We start from the raw sequence: 15,275 nt of genomic DNA, 5'->3' as shown, positions 1-15,275 counted from the left end.
GTTAAGTGTTATAAGTTATGAGTTTGTTTAAAATTTAAAATTATGATATTATCATTTACATCATCCATCATCCATCATCATTACATATCATATCTTGCAGTTGCGCTGGTTCTTAAATCTGTGAATTCTCCACGTTCGAATTTCAGTTTTGCAACCATGGCAATCATTGCTGCATTGTCTGTTGTGTATTCAAATTTCGGGATGTAAACGTTCCAGCCTAATTTTTCTACATTTTTTTGCATGGCTTCTCTCAAACCAGAATTGGCGGAAACACCACCAGCAATTGCTACTTCTTTAACATCGTAATCTTTGGCAGCTTTTTCTAATTTTTTCATCAATACATCGATGATGGTTTTCTGAACAGAAGCGCAAAGATTTTCTACATTTTCTTGAATGAAATTTGGATTTTCTTTCAGTTGTTTTTGAAGAAAATATAAAACCGAAGTTTTAATTCCACTAAAAGAATAATCGTAATTTTCTAATTTTGGTTTTCCAAAAGTGAAAGCATCAGGATTTCCTAATTTAGCGAGTTTATCGATTATTGGACCTGCAGGATAATCTAATCCCATGATTTTTCCGATTTTGTCAAAAGCTTCACCAGCTGCATCATCAATGGTTTTTCCGATGATTTCCATATCAAAATAATCTTTCACCAAAACAATCATGGTGTGTCCTCCAGAAACGGTAAGGCATAGAAATGGAAATTTGGGTGGCATCGGATTTGCATCTTCGATAAAGTGACAAAGAATATGCGCCTGAAGATGGTTAACTTCAATCAATGGAACATCTAAACTCATCGCCAAAGATTTGGCAAAAGAAGTTCCTACAAGCAGAGAGCCTAAAAGTCCAGGTCCGCGAGTAAATCCTATGGCAGAAATATCTTTTTGTTGTATATTTGCTTTAGTGAAGGATTTTTCCACTACGGGAATAATGTTTTGTTGGTGGGCTCTAGAAGCCAATTCTGGAACTACGCCACCATATTCTTGGTGTACCGTTTGATTCGCTGCTATATTAGAAAGGATTTTATTTCCGTTAATAATGGCAGCAGAAGTATCATCACAAGAAGATTCTATTCCTAAAATAATTGGTTCATTCATAATTAATGGCAAATTTAGAAAATAATAACTCCGAAAACAACAAACCAATTTCAGAAAAAGTTGGTGAAAAAATAACTGATGTTGCAGAAGGCGTAAAACACACCATAGAACATCCTGTAGAAGCGGCCAAAGAAACTGTAGCTCAGGCTGTAGAAGATGTACAAAAGTTTTCTTGGTGGGCCAAATTGTTCATTTGGTTTGCTGCAATTGCGTCTTTTTTATTTCTTACCTTTTTAATTATTATCAATCTTCCTGCAACTAAGGATTATGCAGCCAGTAGAGCTTTAGGATTCTTGGAAGATGATTTTGGAGTGAAAATTTCCAAAGAAAAAGTAGAAGTGAACATTCTGGGAGATGTTATCATTCATGGTCTTAGAATAAAGGACGACAGAAATAATGATTTAATTTTTGCCAAGCAATTTAGAGCAGATTCTGACTGGTTATCAATCTTGAAAATTGGAAAATCTAGACAACTTGATTTTTCTACATTGACGCTTTCTGAGGCAGATGTAAAAGTGGTGACTTATAAAGGTGATTCTATTGATAATTTTAACAGATTTATTACCAAATTTGATAGTGGAAAACCAAGTGATCCTAAAAAACCACCTTTCAAACTCAATTCTAGAGTAGTTATTTTAAATTCTAAAATTTCTATCATTAATCAAAATCACGATGGAGACGAAGGAAAATGGTTGCAAGCAGAAAATGTAAATCTTATTGCACCACATCTTAATATTTCTGGACCAGATATTTCTGCTAGAATTAATAATCTTAGTTTTAAGACCAAAAGATGGGGAAAAGTACACATTTTAGATACATTTTCTACTGATTTTTCGATGTCTAAGGAATTTTTGAGTTTAAAGGATTTAACACTTTATACCGATCATTCGCTTTTACAAGGCGACCTTACTTTTCATTTAGATAAAGAAACCAAGTGGCAAGATTTCAATAATAAAGTGAATTGGGAAATGAAAATGAAGCGCGGAAGCGCTATTTCAGGCTATGATATTTCCTATTTTGCTACTAAATGGGATAATTATACCGCCATCAATCTTTCGGGAGACATGAACGGACCGCTGAATAATTTCAGACTCAATGATTTCCTTTTAACTGGCGAAAATGTAAATATTTACACACCCAATACTAAGTTTAGAAATTTATTGAAAGGGAATTTCAATATTGTAACCAATAACATTTCTACCAATTTTACTTATCCTGCGCTTCGAGCGATGGTTCCGAGTTTTGTAGCCAATAAAATGAAGAATTTCGCAGATCCTTTTGGAAGAATTCAGTATAAAGGAGCTGTAGATGTTACGCCAAAAAGAGTGATTGCCAAAGGAAATGCCATTACAACTATTGGTAGAGCCAATGCAGATATTGTTTTGTCTGATATTGACCAGCAAAATCCTCGATATGTAGGTGTTTTAGACGTGAAAGATTTCAATACTTCTGCGATTACTAAAAACAATGCGGTAGGTTTAATTTCGGGGAGATTTAATGTAGATGGAAGAGGTTTTGATGTCAATACGTTGACTTTAAGAACCAAATCTAATATTTCTAAAATTGATATCACAGGAAAAACCATTAATAATCTCTATCTAGACGGAACGCTTGATCAAAAACAATATAACGGAATTATTACCATTAATGATGAAGAAGCAAAAGGAAAAATAACTGGAAAAATTGACTTTTCTACGCCAAGACTTTTTGCGGATATCAAAGGAAATATCGATTATCTTAATTTAAGTTATTTTGGAGTTCAAGGTAACGGAAAATCAGTTTTTAGTGGAAATGTTGATGGGAAATTAGCATTCAAGGATTTGAATGATATGAATCTTGATGCGCAACTCAATAATGTGATTTTCTATGCAGGTGACCAAAAAATAGACGTTCCGAATGGTAGCGTAAAAGCCTACTTCGAAAACGGAAACAGAATTGTAGATGCAGATATTCCGAATGTGGTAAAAGGAAACATTTCTGGAAAATATAATTTGGGAGATTTAGGAAAAATGTTCCAAAATGGTTTTGATAAAATTTTGGTCGGAAATCCACTAAGAAGATTGTACAAAGGTCAACAGTTTACCTACAATTTTGATGTAAGTCAAAAACTAGTGAATTATTTTGAGCCGAATTTAAAAATTCCTGAAGGTGCGAAAATTGACGGTTCGTATAACGGAAACACCAATGATTTGGTTCTGAATCTTAATTCGACTTCACTAAAATATATTTTGACTAAAAAACAAGAAATTTCTCAAGCAGATAGACTTTTGGCGCAAGCAAATCCAGAATATAAACTAGACGAAAACAAGGTAACCAAAGATTCTGCGATGATTAATAATGTGGTCATCAGAATCAATACAGCAAATCCTTCTGAACAAATTTTCGCCAATATTGGTAGAGTAGAATACAGCAAAAATGTATTGAGAGACGTTACGCTTACTGGTAGAAACGAAAACGATACCTTGCTTCATTTGGCTGCGAATTTCAAACTGGGAACATTAGAAGATGAAGAAAAGGAAACCTTGAAATCTTATGCCATTAACATCAATCAAGGAGTTGATGCAAATGGTGATTACGTAATAAGGTTCGAGCCTACAGAACTGAAACTGAACAATTTTACTTGGAATGTAGACACTTCTTCAGAACTCAATCATAGCATTACTTATCGTAAAAAAACGGGAGATTTTCTCATTAAAAATCTTCGATTGTATTCTGAGGAAAGCGAATTATTTGTAAAGGAAGCGACTTTTAAAGATGCCAAAGATTTCACCGCAGATATAGATGTGAAAAATGTAGAAATTTCTAAAATTATAGACTTATTACCGAGCCAAAAAGGAAATCTTGACCTAAAAGGAATTGCCAATGGAAACATACAGTTGAAAATGAGCAAAACCAGCTTCGAACCTTTGGTTGATTTAGAAGTTAAAGATATTTTCTTAAGCGGAAAACAATTGGGAGATATGGTAATTTCTGCGAAAAATAGTGCTCAACCTAATATTTTTGACATTAATGCAAAAATCCTTTCTTCTGAATTTTTAGGAAAAAATCAATTAGAAGTAAAAGGAACTGTAGATAATAATACCACTTCTCCTACTTTAGATTTGACTGCAGATTTACAAGAGTTTAATCTAGGTTTTGTACAGGCTTTTGTGACCAATATTTTCTCTAATTTCCGAGGGAAAGCAACGGGAATTGTAGCGATTAATGGCCCGCTGAATGATATTAATTACGTTGGTGATATTGCTTTAAAGGATTTTGGTCTGAAAGTTAATTTTAACGGAGTAGATTATACTTTTGCAGATGCTACAGTCTTATTGCAAAACGGAAACATCTTAGTTACTGAACCTGTAAAAATTAGGGACGGAAGAAATAATTCTTCGGGAACGCTTTCATTGGCGCAAATTAATTTGAGTAATCTTTCTAATATTGGAGCCAACGTCTTAATTACTTCGGATAATTTGATGCTTTTAGATACTAAACAAAGCGATTTTGATTTGTTTTGGGGTAAAATTTATGGAAAAGGTGACTTGTATGTAGGTTTTGATAATGGGAAACTCAGTATTACTGCGGGTAAAGATACACCCACAGATTCAGAGCCATTCCAAATTTTGAATAACAGTATTTTTACCTTAAATAGTAATACCACTTCTTCTGTTGATGAATTTAAAATGCTCAGATTCTTAAAAGAAGACAAAACGGGTGTGGTAAGTATTGATGAAGGAACGAAAAAAGGGGTAAATATGGATATTAACCTTCTTTTGAGTGTTGATAAAGGTTCTACCGTAAGCGTTTTGGTGGGAGATGATATCGGAGATATTGTGGTGAGAGGAGATTCAGATAAATTAAAGTTTGTCATGAAACCAAATGGAAGAATTTCTCTTGATGGAACATATTCTGTTGAAAACGGAACGTATATTTCTAAAGCAATTCTAGAAAAAACCTTCCAAATTGATAAATTTAGCAGCATTTCTTGGGATGGAGATCCATTTAATCCAGCATTGAATATTACTGCAAATTATTACAGAACAGTTTCTAATGCTACAGAATATTTAGGAGTTGGTAATTTGCCACCGATTAATGTAATGCTTCAAACGAAAATTACCCAAAATCTTAGAAATCCTAAAATTGAGTTTGATGTTCAAGCTCCAGATGTTTCTTCTCAGGTAAAAGAAGCTTTGACGGTAAGAATGAGCAATAACGACGAAAAAACGCTACAATTCGGTTCTGTATTGCTTCTCAATAATTTTAATACTTCTAATACAGGTGGATTTGGAAATATCAATATTGGGAATGTAGGTTCTGATTTGGGGTATAATTTGGTTTTAAAACAATTGGGCAACGTAATTAATACGATTAGTGAGCAGTTCCAAATCGACTTGAATTACATCAAAGGTGACCAAGCTTCTAATACAGCAGATAGAGCCAATATTGGTGGTAATTTTATTCTTTCGCCAAGAGTTACACTGAAAACTGGTTTTGGAATTCCTGTTGCGAAAACCGAAAACACCTACGGAAATTACCTTTCTGGTGAAGGAATTATAGAATATGATGTATCTAAGAAAAATGATGGTTCGTTAATCCTTAGAGCTTATTCTAAGCCTTCTAACTTAGGTTTAGGAACTACGCTAAATTCTACGGCCAACCAAACTTATGGAGCCGGTGTAGTGTATAGTAAAAGCTTTAATAATCTTTTCAAAAAGAAAAATAAAGTGAAAGATTCCTTAAAGGATTCTAATAAAAATAAACCCGAAACCATTAAAATTGATTCTGCTAAGTAAGAGATTTTTAGAAATTTTCTGATAAAAATCAATGTTTTTTTGTCAAAATAATATTTTATCATTTCAATTAAATTTCATAAATTTGCAAAAAAAGATAGCAATTTTTATAAATTTAATAATCTAAAAATACTGGTATGAATTATCAATTAGATGAAATAGACAAAAAAATCTTAGATTTTTTAGTAGAAAATACAAGAATGCCTTTCACTGAAATCGCTAAACAGATGGATGTTTCTGCAGGTACTATTCACGTAAGAGTAAAGAAAATGGAAGATGCAGGTATTATCCTGGGTTCTTCTTTAAATATAGATTATGGTAAATTAGATTATCATTTTACTGCATTTATTGGAATTTTATTAACCAAATCTAACAAAACTCAAGAAGTTCTTACAGAATTAGCGTCTATTCCAAATGTGGTAGAAGCAAGCGTAATTTCTGGTAAGTATAACATCTTCTGCAAAGTAAGAGCTAAAAATACAGAAGACGCTAAAAGAATTATTTATCAAATAGATGACATTCAAGATGTTATGAGAACTGAATCTATGATTTCTATGGAAGAGTTTCTAAGTGATAAAAATAGATTGATTAATGCTATTTCTGTTTAATAATTTATTATTTTCGCAAAGTATAAAGCTTTTGAATTTTCAAAAGCTTTTTTTATAAATTTAGAAAGAATGGAAGATAATTATTTTGACAAAAATCCTGAAAAAACCACTTTTTTTTATGTTGCCATTTTCTTTATGGTAGCATTATCTTTTTTAGGAATAGGAGTAGATCTTACCGAGTATTCTCAGAAAACAGACATTAATATTCCAGTTTGGTACTTTTATTTGATTTTCGCAGTAGATATTATCGGACTTTTATCAATTGTGGGGATTTATTTTTATAGAAAAATAGGCGTAATCTTGTTCCCAGTAGCAATTCTGTTTCATTTTTACTTGCATGAGTTTTATCTTTCTACCATGCTGTATTCAGATTTGTTTACGCTGTTTTCTTATGTGGCATTAGGTTTATTGGCAATCATACCAAAATGGAATTTTTTCAAATAAGATAAAAAAATCCGAATAAATTGTTTAACTTTGATGTCGTAATGATGATTAAAATGATTAAAAATGTTTTCTAAAGCTTGTGAATACGCTATAAAATCAGTAATTTATATAGCACAGGAAGCTCTTGCTGGTAAAAAAACCAATGTAAAACAAATCGCTGAAGCTACAAATGCTCCAGAAGCTTTTGTTGCAAAAATTTTACAACCTCTTTCTAAGAAGGGAATATTGATATCTAATAAAGGAAAACAAGGTGGGTTTTCGGTAGAATTAGACAAGATTGATAAGATTAAACTCATAGAAATTGTACTCGCAACAGATGGTCCAGATATTTTAACGAGATGTGCATTTGGTTTAGAAAAATGTACTTCAGAGAAACCTTGTCCTTTTCACGATAAATTCAAAGGAATAAGGGAAGAATTAAGAGATTCGCTCAGTGAAATATCAGTCTATGATATGGCGCTTAAAACAGAACAAGGCATTGCCTTCTTAAAGAACTAGAAATAGTTCTTTTTTTTATTTCTTAAATTTAATTCGGATAAATTTGTCCTATTAAAATATTTTTGTATTTTTGTCTTGTCAAAAAAGAAAAAAATATGGAAATAAAAGACAAAACAATAGGCGGAATTGTAGCCGAAGATTTTAGAACAGCTGCTGTATTTAAAAAATACGGAATCGATTTTTGTTGCAAAGGAAATAGAAGTATAGAAGAAGTTTGTGCAGTGAAAAAGAAAAATCCAGAAGATATTTATGCAGATTTAGAAAGAGTAACGCAAAGTGCAACTCAGAATATCGATTTTAAAGCTTGGGATTTAGATTTATTGTCTGATTATATCGAGAAAACGCACCACCGTTATGTAGAAGAAAAAACCATTTATTTGCTTCAGTTTTTAGATAAATTAAGAAGAGTAAAAGGCGATAGATATCCAGAGTTAATTGAAGTACACGAATTGTTTAAACAATCTGCCGAAGATTTAGGAGCTCACATGAAAAAAGAAGAATTGGTATTATTCCCATTCATTAGAAACATGGTAGAAGCAAAAAGAAGAGGAGTAGAATTACCAAAACCACATTTTGGCGCAGTAGAAAATCCAATTGAGATGATGAAACATGAACATGAAAATGAAGGAGATCGTTTCGAAAAAATTGCCCAACTTTTAAATCAATATACACCACCTTCAGATGCTTGTAACACGCATCAGGTTACTTATAAAATGCTTCAGGAATTCGAAGAAAATTTACATACTCATATCCATTTAGAGAATAATATTCTGTTTCCTAAAGCAATTGAGTTGCAAAAAGAATTGCAAAATTAAATTCACTTTAATTGTTTTTTCAAAAAATAACCCTAGAAAAACTTCTAGGGTTATTTTATATGGTATGATAAGTTAAATTATCTTGCTAAAACTCTTTTTACCGCTTTTACTACAGCTTCTGCATCTATTTCGTATTTGTGCATTAATTCAGCTGGAGTTCCACTTTCTCCGAAAGTATCATTTACGGCAACAAATTCTTGTGGAGTTGGTCTTTTTCTAGATAACATTCCTGCTACAGATTCACCTAAACCACCTAAGTAATTGTGCTCTTCTGCAGTAACAATTTTACCCGTTTTTTCTACGGATTTTAGAATGATTTCTTCATCTAAAGGTTTGATGGTGTGAATGTTAATTACTTCACAAGAAATTCCTTCTTTTTCTAATTCTTCAGCAGCTAGAAGAGATTCCCAAACTAAATGTCCAGTTGCTACAATCGTAACATCTTTTCCTTCTTGAAGTAAAATTCCTTTACCAATTTCGAAAGGCATATCTTCTGGAATGAAAACTGGAACTACTGGTCTACCAAATCTTAAATAAACAGGGCCTTCATATTCTGCCGCAGCTAGAGTAGCTTGTTTGGTTTGGTTATAGTCACAAGGATTAATTACAACCATTCCTGGTAACATTTTCATTTGACCGATATCTTCTAAAACTTGGTGAGTTGCACCATCTTCTCCTAAAGTTAAACCAGCGTGAGAAGCAGCGATTTTCACATTTTTATTAGAGTAAGCGATAGATTGACGAACTTGGTCTAAAACTCTAGAAGTAGCAAAGTTAGCAAATGTTCCTGCGAAAGGAATTTTACCAGCAGTAGCTAAACCAGCAGCAATACCCATCATATTTGCTTCTGCAATACCTGTCTGTACAAATCTTTCTGGAGCTTTTTCTATGAATTTCTCCATTTTTAGAGAACCGATTAAGTCTGCACAAAGTGCTACTACATTTGGATTTTTGTCTGCTAATTCAGCTAAACCTGCTCCAAAACCGCTTCTTGTATCTTTTTTTTCTGTGTATGTAAATTTCATGTGTATTAAATTTAGAAGAATTAATAATCTGCTTCGGTTTCTACATAAAGTTGAGAAAGTGCGCTTTCTAACTGTGCATCACTTGGCGCTTTTCCGTGCCAAGAGTGAGAGCCCATCATAAAATCTACACCTTGTCCCATTTCTGTATGAAGAATGATGGCGACTGGTTTTCCGTTTCCTGTTTTAGATTTTGCATGTTCTAAAACTGCAATCACTGCTTCTAAATCGTTACCGTTTTTCTCTTCTAAAACTTCCCAACCGAAAGCTCTTAATTTAGCATTTAAATCTCCTAGAGATAATACATCATCTGTATCACCATCAATTTGTCTTCCGTTATAATCTATTGTAGAAATTAAGTTGTCTACTTTTTTAGCAGCAGCAAACATTAATGCTTCCCAGATTTGTCCTTCTTGTAATTCTCCATCTCCATGAAGGGTATATACTAAAGATGAATCTCCATCTAGTTTTTTAGCTAAAGCTACTCCTATTCCTACAGATAAACCTTGACCAAGAGAACCAGAACTCATTCTGATGCCTTCTAAATGTTCGTGTGTAGTTGGGTGACCTTGCAATCTAGAATTTAATTTTCTAAAAGTAGAAAGTTCAGAAATTGGGAAAAATCCGTTTCTTGCTAATGTAGAATAGAAAACGGGAGAAATGTGACCGTTAGAAAGGTAGAAATGATCTTCATCTTTTCCTTCCATAGAGAAAGGGAGTTTGTAGTTCATCACTTTGCCATAAAGCGCTGTGAAATATTCTACACAGCCAAGACTTCCACCTGGGTGTCCTGAATTTACGGCATGAACCATTCTTAAAATGTCTCTTCTGATTTGTGTTGCCTGAGCTTTTAACTCTTCAATAGATTTACTCATGATTTATAAAATAAGTTTTGCAAATTTACTAAATTTAAGGGGCATGAAAGAATTAAAAATGAAAAGATTTCTTACTTTTTGAAATAAAAAAATTCGGCAATGATTTACCGAATTTTTTAAAATTTATTTCTTTCTGATGAGCCAAAGTCCTAAAAAGGTGAGGAGTCCGTTAATAATTAAGACTTCTATTCCTATTTGGTAGGCGTATTCAGCTTTTTCTAGATAAGTGCTGAGTGCATAAGTGATAATGGGCGCCGCTAAACAAACCCAAAGTGTCAATTTATCTTTAATCTGATGTTTAGTCAGAATTCCAAATGCGAATAAGCCAAGAAGTGGACCATAAGTATATCCTGCGATTTTTAGAATTAAGCCAATGATGGATTTGTCATTGATAACTTTAAAAATAATAACCAAAATCAAGAAAATTAAAGTAAACGTTAGGTGAACTATTTTTCTGGTTTTAGAATTTTCAACTTCTGATTTTTGATTTCTATTGATGCCTAAAATATCAATACAAAAAGAAGAAGTAAGTGCTGTAATTGCACCATCTGCAGAAGGAAATAGCGCAGAAATAAGTCCAATAATGAAAACCACTCCAATGAGAGGTGACATTTTTTGGAACGCTAAAATAGGATATAAATCGTCTCCTTTTGCATCTACACCAATTTGAGCAGCGTACATGTAAAGAAGTCCGCCCATAAAAAGGAAAATGAAATTTACAATCACCATAACCACCGAAAAAGTAAACATGTTTTTCTGTGAATTTCCTAATTTTTCGATGGAAATATTTTTTTGCATCATTTCTTGGTCAAGACCTGTCATAGAAATGGTAATGAACATTCCTCCGAGAATTGATTTTAAGAAGAAATCTTTAGAATTAATATCTAAAACAAACATATTATCATAACCCAAACCTTGAAATTGAGACCACGTTTCGCCAATTCCTAAATTCATTTTGGTAAGGATATAACCTACAGTAATAAGCAATGCGCCTAACATGAAAACGGTCTGCAAAGTATCTGTCCAAACAATAGTTTTTACACCACCTTTAAAAGTATAAGCTAAAATCATTAATAATATAGCAACGGAAATGGCAACAAAACTCCATGAAATATTGGTAGCTTTAGTAATGTCATTATGGAAAATGAGTAAGTCTAAAATATTGATAACCAGATATAAACGAGCAGTGGCGCCTAAAGTTCTAGAAATAATGAAAAAAATAGCGCCAGTTTGGTAAGAATTAAACCCAAATCTTTCATTAAGGTAAGTGTAAATAGAAGTGAGTTTCAGTTTGTAATACAAAGGAAGTAAGACAAATGCCACTACAAAATATCCTAAAAAATAACCTAAAACTACTTGAAAATAAGTAAAACCTCCTGTTCCTACCGTTCCAGGAACCGACACAAATGTTACTCCAGAAAGAGAAGTGCCAATCATTCCAAAAGCTACTAAAAGCCAGTTAGAATTTTTATTTCCTATAAAAAATGTTTGGTTATTTGCATTTCTAGAAGTGTAGTAAGAAACGCCAAGTAGCGCCAGAAAATAAACGGATAAAATTACTCCTACAAAAACTGGATTCATTGATTTGATTTTAAGTTGAGCAAATATAGTTTTTTTAGCGTTTTCAGAAAGTTATTTCAAAGAAAGATTTTAAGATTTCATATTATCGCCATCTCTGAAATGGAGTCTTCTAAAGACGAAACCAGATAAAATAGTGAGAATTCCCATCACCAAAAAAGTATATCGAAATGCATTGTGGATGTTTCCTTTGATAAGTTGCGTATCACCTTCAAAAAGTTTTAAAATGATTAAACCAAATGCAATTCCAAATCCTATAGCAATTTGTTGATTTACAGAAATTAAAGAATTTCCACTGCTGGTGTGACTGTCTCGCAAATCCGAAATAGAAATAGTATTCATAGAGGTAAATTGAATAGAATTGAAAAATCCTAAAACCAAAATTAAAGGTATAAACCAATAAATAGAAGTGTTAATGCCCGGGATTGCCATTAAACAAATGAGTGTGCCAATAAGAAAAGTATTGAACATCAATGTTTTTCTGTAGCCAAAACGATTCAGAATTTTAATAACGGCAGATTTTCCAAACATCGCTGTAATCGCCATCGGTGCTACAATCCATCCAGAAACTACTGCAGATTGTCCGTAAGCAATTTGAATCATCAAAGGAATCAATAACGGAATTGAGCTAATGCCTAATCTAGTAGTTAGATTTCCTAAAAAACCTACTCTGAAGGTTCTTACCATGAATAATTCTAAGGGGAAAATAGGATTTTCTTCTTTTTTGGCGTGTCTGTAATAGAGATAAATAAAAATAAAACCCATTAAAAATACCAACAGAACAGGAGTTATATTTTTAGCGTTTCCCATCCATTCTAGTGAGATGGAAATCAACAAAGATGCTGCTGCAAAAAATAGAAAACCTTTAAAATCAAAATCTATGATTTTTGAAAAATAATTTGGCATATATTTTAAACTCAGCACAATTCCTAAAATCCCAATTGGTAGATTTATTAAAAATATCCAATGCCAAGAAAGATAATCTACCATATAACCTCCAATTAATGGACCGAGAACTGGGCCAATTAAAGCAGGGATAATAGCAAAATTAATCGCTTTCAGTAATTCACTTTTGTCAAAAGTTTTGATAAGGGCTAATTTACCAACTGGTGTCATTAAACTTCCTCCAATTCCTTGTATTACCCTCGCAATCACCAAAAAAGTTAAGTTTGGGGAAAGTGAACACAAAAGAGAACCTAAACTGAATAGGATTAAAGAAATAATAAATACTTTTTTCGTCCCGAATTTATCTGCCAAAAATCCGCTAACAGGCATAAATAAAGCTAATGTCAAAACATAGCTGATAATAGCATTTTGCATATTGAGCGGTGACTCGTTTAAATCTTTTGCAATGGATGGTAGAGAAGTATTGAGAATCGTAGAATCTAGCATTTGCATGAAAATAGCAGTAGCCAATATTAATGGAAGAATTTTTTTGGTGGTTTCTATATTTTCAATCTGTGATTTCATTACATCAAATTTACAAAAAATAAAACCTGCAAATTTGCAGGTTTTGATAGTTTATACTAATGGTTCTTGTTGGCTTAAACAATGAAAACTGCCTAATCCCCAAATAATTTCTGTGGAATCTATTCCTACCACTTTTCTTTCTGGGAAACATTTTTGGATGATTTCTAATGCTTTTTCGTCCTTATCACATCTATAAGTTGGCACAATAACGTGCTTGTTCGAGATGTAAAAATTAGCATAAGAAGCTGGCAATCTTTGGTCTTCCCAAATTACAGGATCTGGCATTGGCAATTCAATAATATTTAAAGGAGAGCCATCTAAAAGTTTCATTTCTTGCAATTCTCTGAGGTTGGTTTGCAAGATTTCGTAGTTTTCGTCTTCAGGATTATCTTCTACAACGGTTAAAACAGTGTTTTCATTCACAAAACGAACGGTGTCATCGATGTGTCCGTCTGTATCATCACCAATAATTCCGTCACTTACCCAAAGAATCTGTTCTTGTCCGTAATAATTTTTAAGATATTCTTCAATTTCTTCTTTTGAAAGATGAGGATTTCTATTTTTATTCAAAAGACAAGATTTTGATGTCAAAATAGTGCCTTTTCCGTTAAATTCTACGCTTCCACCTTCCATTACGATTCCGGGATGAAAAACAGGAATATCGAATTCTTTTCCGATTTTTGTAGGAATTACATCATCTAAATCAAACGGAGGATATTTATTTCCCCAAGCATTATAACCCCAATCTACGATTGCTTTTTCTGGTTCTTCACCATTTTTATTAATCAAAAAAGCGGGACCGTGATCTCTGCACCAAGCATCGTTGGTTTCGTGGAAATAGAATTCAATATTTTCGAGATTTGCACCAGCTTGCATAATACAATCCATGGCAAATTTTCTCATTTCTTCGTCTTTTACATTAATTCTTACGAATTCGTCTTCGGAAAGAATTTTGATAAATTGACAGTAATAAGGATAAATTTCTTCTAATTTACCTGGCCAAGATTCTTCTTTGTGAGGCCAAGAAAGCCAAGTAGCTTCGTGTTCTTCCCATTCTGCTGGGAAAACGTAGCCTTGTGATTTCGGGGTTTTGTTTAAATCTATCATTTACTCCTCGTCTATAAATCTTTTAACAATAGGTTGATAAGAATCTATTCTTCTGTCTCTCAAGAAAGGCCAGTGTTTACGGAAATAATCGGTTTGAGATAAATCTAATTCAGTAACTACCACTTCTTCTTGGTCGTGAGATGCGAGATACAATAATTTACCTTGTGCATTAGCAACGAAACTTCCGCCCCAGAATTTCATAGCGCCATCTTGCTCAAAGCCAACTCGGTTTACAGAAACAACAGGGACTCCATTTGCAACAGCGTGACTTCTTTGTATGGTTTGCCAAGCGTTGTATTGGTCTGCGTTGGTTTCTTCGTCTTGGTCTGTTGCCCAACCAATTGCGGTAGGGTAAAAGAGGATATCAGCTCCCATCAATGCAGTGATTCTAGAAGCTTCTGGATACCACTGATCCCAACAAATCAGAACGCCAATTTTTGCAAATTTGGTCTGAAAAACTTTATAACCTAAATCTCCAGGCGTAAAATAGAATTTTTCGTAAAAAGCAGGATCATCCGGAATGTGCATTTTTCTGTATTTTCCAAGATAAGTTCCGTCTGCATCTAAAATTGCAGTGGTGTTGTGGTACAAACCTTGCGCTCTTTTCTCGAAAAGGGAAGCAATAATTACCACGCCTAATTCTTTGGCAACTTCACTCAAAGCATTGGTAGAAGGGCCAGGAATGGCTTCTGCCAAATCAAAATTGTCATAATCTTCTACATCACAAAAATAAAGTGACGTGAAAAGTTCTTGCAAACAAACAATTTGAGCACCTTTTGCAGCGGCTTCTCTTACTTTTTCGATGGCTTTTTGCAAGTTGGTTTCTTTATCTTTTACACAGGTCATTTGCACTGTGCCTACTTTTACTTTTGACATTTTTTTGGAATTTTTAAATTTCTATTTTGATACAAATTCTATGCAAAAATATGATTTTTTTAATGCTTAATCAAATTGTGGTTTTTAGTCTTACAAATTACAAAAAAGCC

The 15,275-nt window shown here is 33.1% G+C and carries 12 protein-coding genes; 5 read left to right on the top strand and 7 right to left on the bottom strand.

The genetic code is table 11. The features are described from left to right. Positions 1-80: 80 nt before the first annotated feature. Positions 81-1,097: a tRNA (adenosine(37)-N6)-threonylcarbamoyltransferase complex transferase subunit TsaD gene (gene tsaD / locus KKQ76_RS07080; protein WP_213196487.1), complete on the bottom strand. Its 1,017-nt coding sequence runs from the start codon at positions 1,095-1,097 to the stop codon at positions 81-83. Between the two features lie 5 nt (positions 1,098-1,102). Here tsaD and KKQ76_RS07075 point away from each other — a divergent pair, with 5 nt between their 5' ends. The 5 genes from KKQ76_RS07075 to ric all read left to right on the top strand — a co-directional run bounded on the left by KKQ76_RS07075 (position 1,103) and on the right by ric (position 8,237). After that, positions 1,103-5,875 (top strand): translocation/assembly module TamB domain-containing protein, encoded by a 4,773-nt coding sequence (locus KKQ76_RS07075; protein WP_213196485.1) that lies wholly within the window; start codon positions 1,103-1,105, stop codon positions 5,873-5,875. 134 nt (positions 5,876-6,009) lie between these two features. After that, on the top strand, positions 6,010-6,480 hold the full coding sequence (locus tag KKQ76_RS07070; RefSeq protein ID WP_213188654.1) for an Lrp/AsnC family transcriptional regulator: 471 nt from the start codon (positions 6,010-6,012) through the stop codon (positions 6,478-6,480). Between the two features lie 69 nt (positions 6,481-6,549). Next, the gene (locus KKQ76_RS07065) at positions 6,550-6,924 is read left to right on the top strand and encodes a hypothetical protein (RefSeq protein WP_213196483.1); all 375 of its coding nucleotides are present in this window, start codon (positions 6,550-6,552) and stop codon (positions 6,922-6,924) included. Positions 6,925-6,987: 63 nt separating this feature from the next. Next, positions 6,988-7,422, top strand: a complete 435-nt coding sequence (locus tag KKQ76_RS07060) for an RrF2 family transcriptional regulator (RefSeq protein ID WP_213196482.1) — start codon at positions 6,988-6,990, stop codon at positions 7,420-7,422. Positions 7,423-7,517: 95 nt separating this feature from the next. Then, positions 7,518-8,237 (top strand): iron-sulfur cluster repair di-iron protein, encoded by a 720-nt coding sequence (gene ric / locus KKQ76_RS07055; RefSeq protein ID WP_213196480.1) that lies wholly within the window; start codon positions 7,518-7,520, stop codon positions 8,235-8,237. Positions 8,238-8,314: 77 nt separating this feature from the next. On the opposite strand, the gene KKQ76_RS07050 is transcribed toward ric, so the two are convergent. The 6 genes from KKQ76_RS07050 to KKQ76_RS07025 all read right to left on the bottom strand — a co-directional run bounded on the left by KKQ76_RS07050 (position 8,315) and on the right by KKQ76_RS07025 (position 15,165). Beyond that, positions 8,315-9,262 carry a transketolase family protein gene (locus KKQ76_RS07050; RefSeq protein ID WP_104792343.1) on the bottom strand — a complete coding sequence of 316 codons (948 nt, stop codon included), beginning with the start codon at positions 9,260-9,262 and terminating at the stop codon, positions 8,315-8,317. A 20-nt stretch (positions 9,263-9,282) separates the two neighbouring features. Beyond that, positions 9,283-10,134 carry a transketolase gene (locus tag KKQ76_RS07045; protein ID WP_213196479.1) on the bottom strand — a complete coding sequence of 284 codons (852 nt, stop codon included), beginning with the start codon at positions 10,132-10,134 and terminating at the stop codon, positions 9,283-9,285. A 123-nt stretch (positions 10,135-10,257) separates the two neighbouring features. After that, entirely contained in the window at positions 10,258-11,715 is a 1,458-nt protein-coding gene (locus tag KKQ76_RS07040; RefSeq protein ID WP_213196477.1) for a sodium:solute symporter, read from the bottom strand. A 69-nt stretch (positions 11,716-11,784) separates the two neighbouring features. Next, on the bottom strand, positions 11,785-13,182 hold the full coding sequence (locus KKQ76_RS07035; RefSeq protein WP_213196476.1) for an MFS transporter: 1,398 nt from the start codon (positions 13,180-13,182) through the stop codon (positions 11,785-11,787). 51 nt (positions 13,183-13,233) lie between these two features. Continuing rightward, positions 13,234-14,289: an agmatine deiminase family protein gene (locus KKQ76_RS07030; RefSeq protein WP_213196475.1), complete on the bottom strand. Its 1,056-nt coding sequence runs from the start codon at positions 14,287-14,289 to the stop codon at positions 13,234-13,236. Further along, positions 14,290-15,165, bottom strand: coding sequence for a carbon-nitrogen hydrolase (locus KKQ76_RS07025; protein ID WP_213196473.1), 876 nt, complete (start codon positions 15,163-15,165; stop codon positions 14,290-14,292). Between the last annotated feature and the right edge of the window lie 110 nt (positions 15,166-15,275).

It is taken from the genome of Cloacibacterium caeni, assembly GCF_907163105.1.
Lineage (GTDB): Bacteria > Bacteroidota > Bacteroidia > Flavobacteriales > Weeksellaceae > Cloacibacterium > Cloacibacterium caeni_A.
This window is presented reverse-complemented; position numbering and strand designations above follow the sequence as displayed.

Bases quoted from the DNA above. Each gene is read 5' to 3' on its own strand.
- KKQ76_RS07050 (WP_104792343.1), bottom strand. From the start codon at position 9,262: ATGAAATTTACATACACAGAAAAAAAAGATACAAGAAGCGGTTTTGGA.
- KKQ76_RS07025 (WP_213196473.1), bottom strand. From the start codon at position 15,165: ATGTCAAAAGTAAAAGTAGGCACAGTGCAAATGACCTGTGTAAAAGAT.
- KKQ76_RS07075 (WP_213196485.1), top strand. From the start codon at position 1,103: ATGGCAAATTTAGAAAATAATAACTCCGAAAACAACAAACCAATTTCA.
- tsaD (WP_213196487.1), bottom strand. From the start codon at position 1,097: ATGAATGAACCAATTATTTTAGGAATAGAATCTTCTTGTGATGATACT.
- KKQ76_RS07040 (WP_213196477.1), bottom strand. From the start codon at position 11,715: ATGAATCCAGTTTTTGTAGGAGTAATTTTATCCGTTTATTTTCTGGCG.
- KKQ76_RS07070 (WP_213188654.1), top strand. From the start codon at position 6,010: ATGAATTATCAATTAGATGAAATAGACAAAAAAATCTTAGATTTTTTA.
- KKQ76_RS07045 (WP_213196479.1), bottom strand. From the start codon at position 10,134: ATGAGTAAATCTATTGAAGAGTTAAAAGCTCAGGCAACACAAATCAGA.
- KKQ76_RS07060 (WP_213196482.1), top strand. From the start codon at position 6,988: ATGTTTTCTAAAGCTTGTGAATACGCTATAAAATCAGTAATTTATATA.
- KKQ76_RS07035 (WP_213196476.1), bottom strand. From the start codon at position 13,182: ATGAAATCACAGATTGAAAATATAGAAACCACCAAAAAAATTCTTCCA.
- KKQ76_RS07030 (WP_213196475.1), bottom strand. From the start codon at position 14,289: ATGATAGATTTAAACAAAACCCCGAAATCACAAGGCTACGTTTTCCCA.
- KKQ76_RS07065 (WP_213196483.1), top strand. From the start codon at position 6,550: ATGGAAGATAATTATTTTGACAAAAATCCTGAAAAAACCACTTTTTTT.
- ric (WP_213196480.1), top strand. From the start codon at position 7,518: ATGGAAATAAAAGACAAAACAATAGGCGGAATTGTAGCCGAAGATTTT.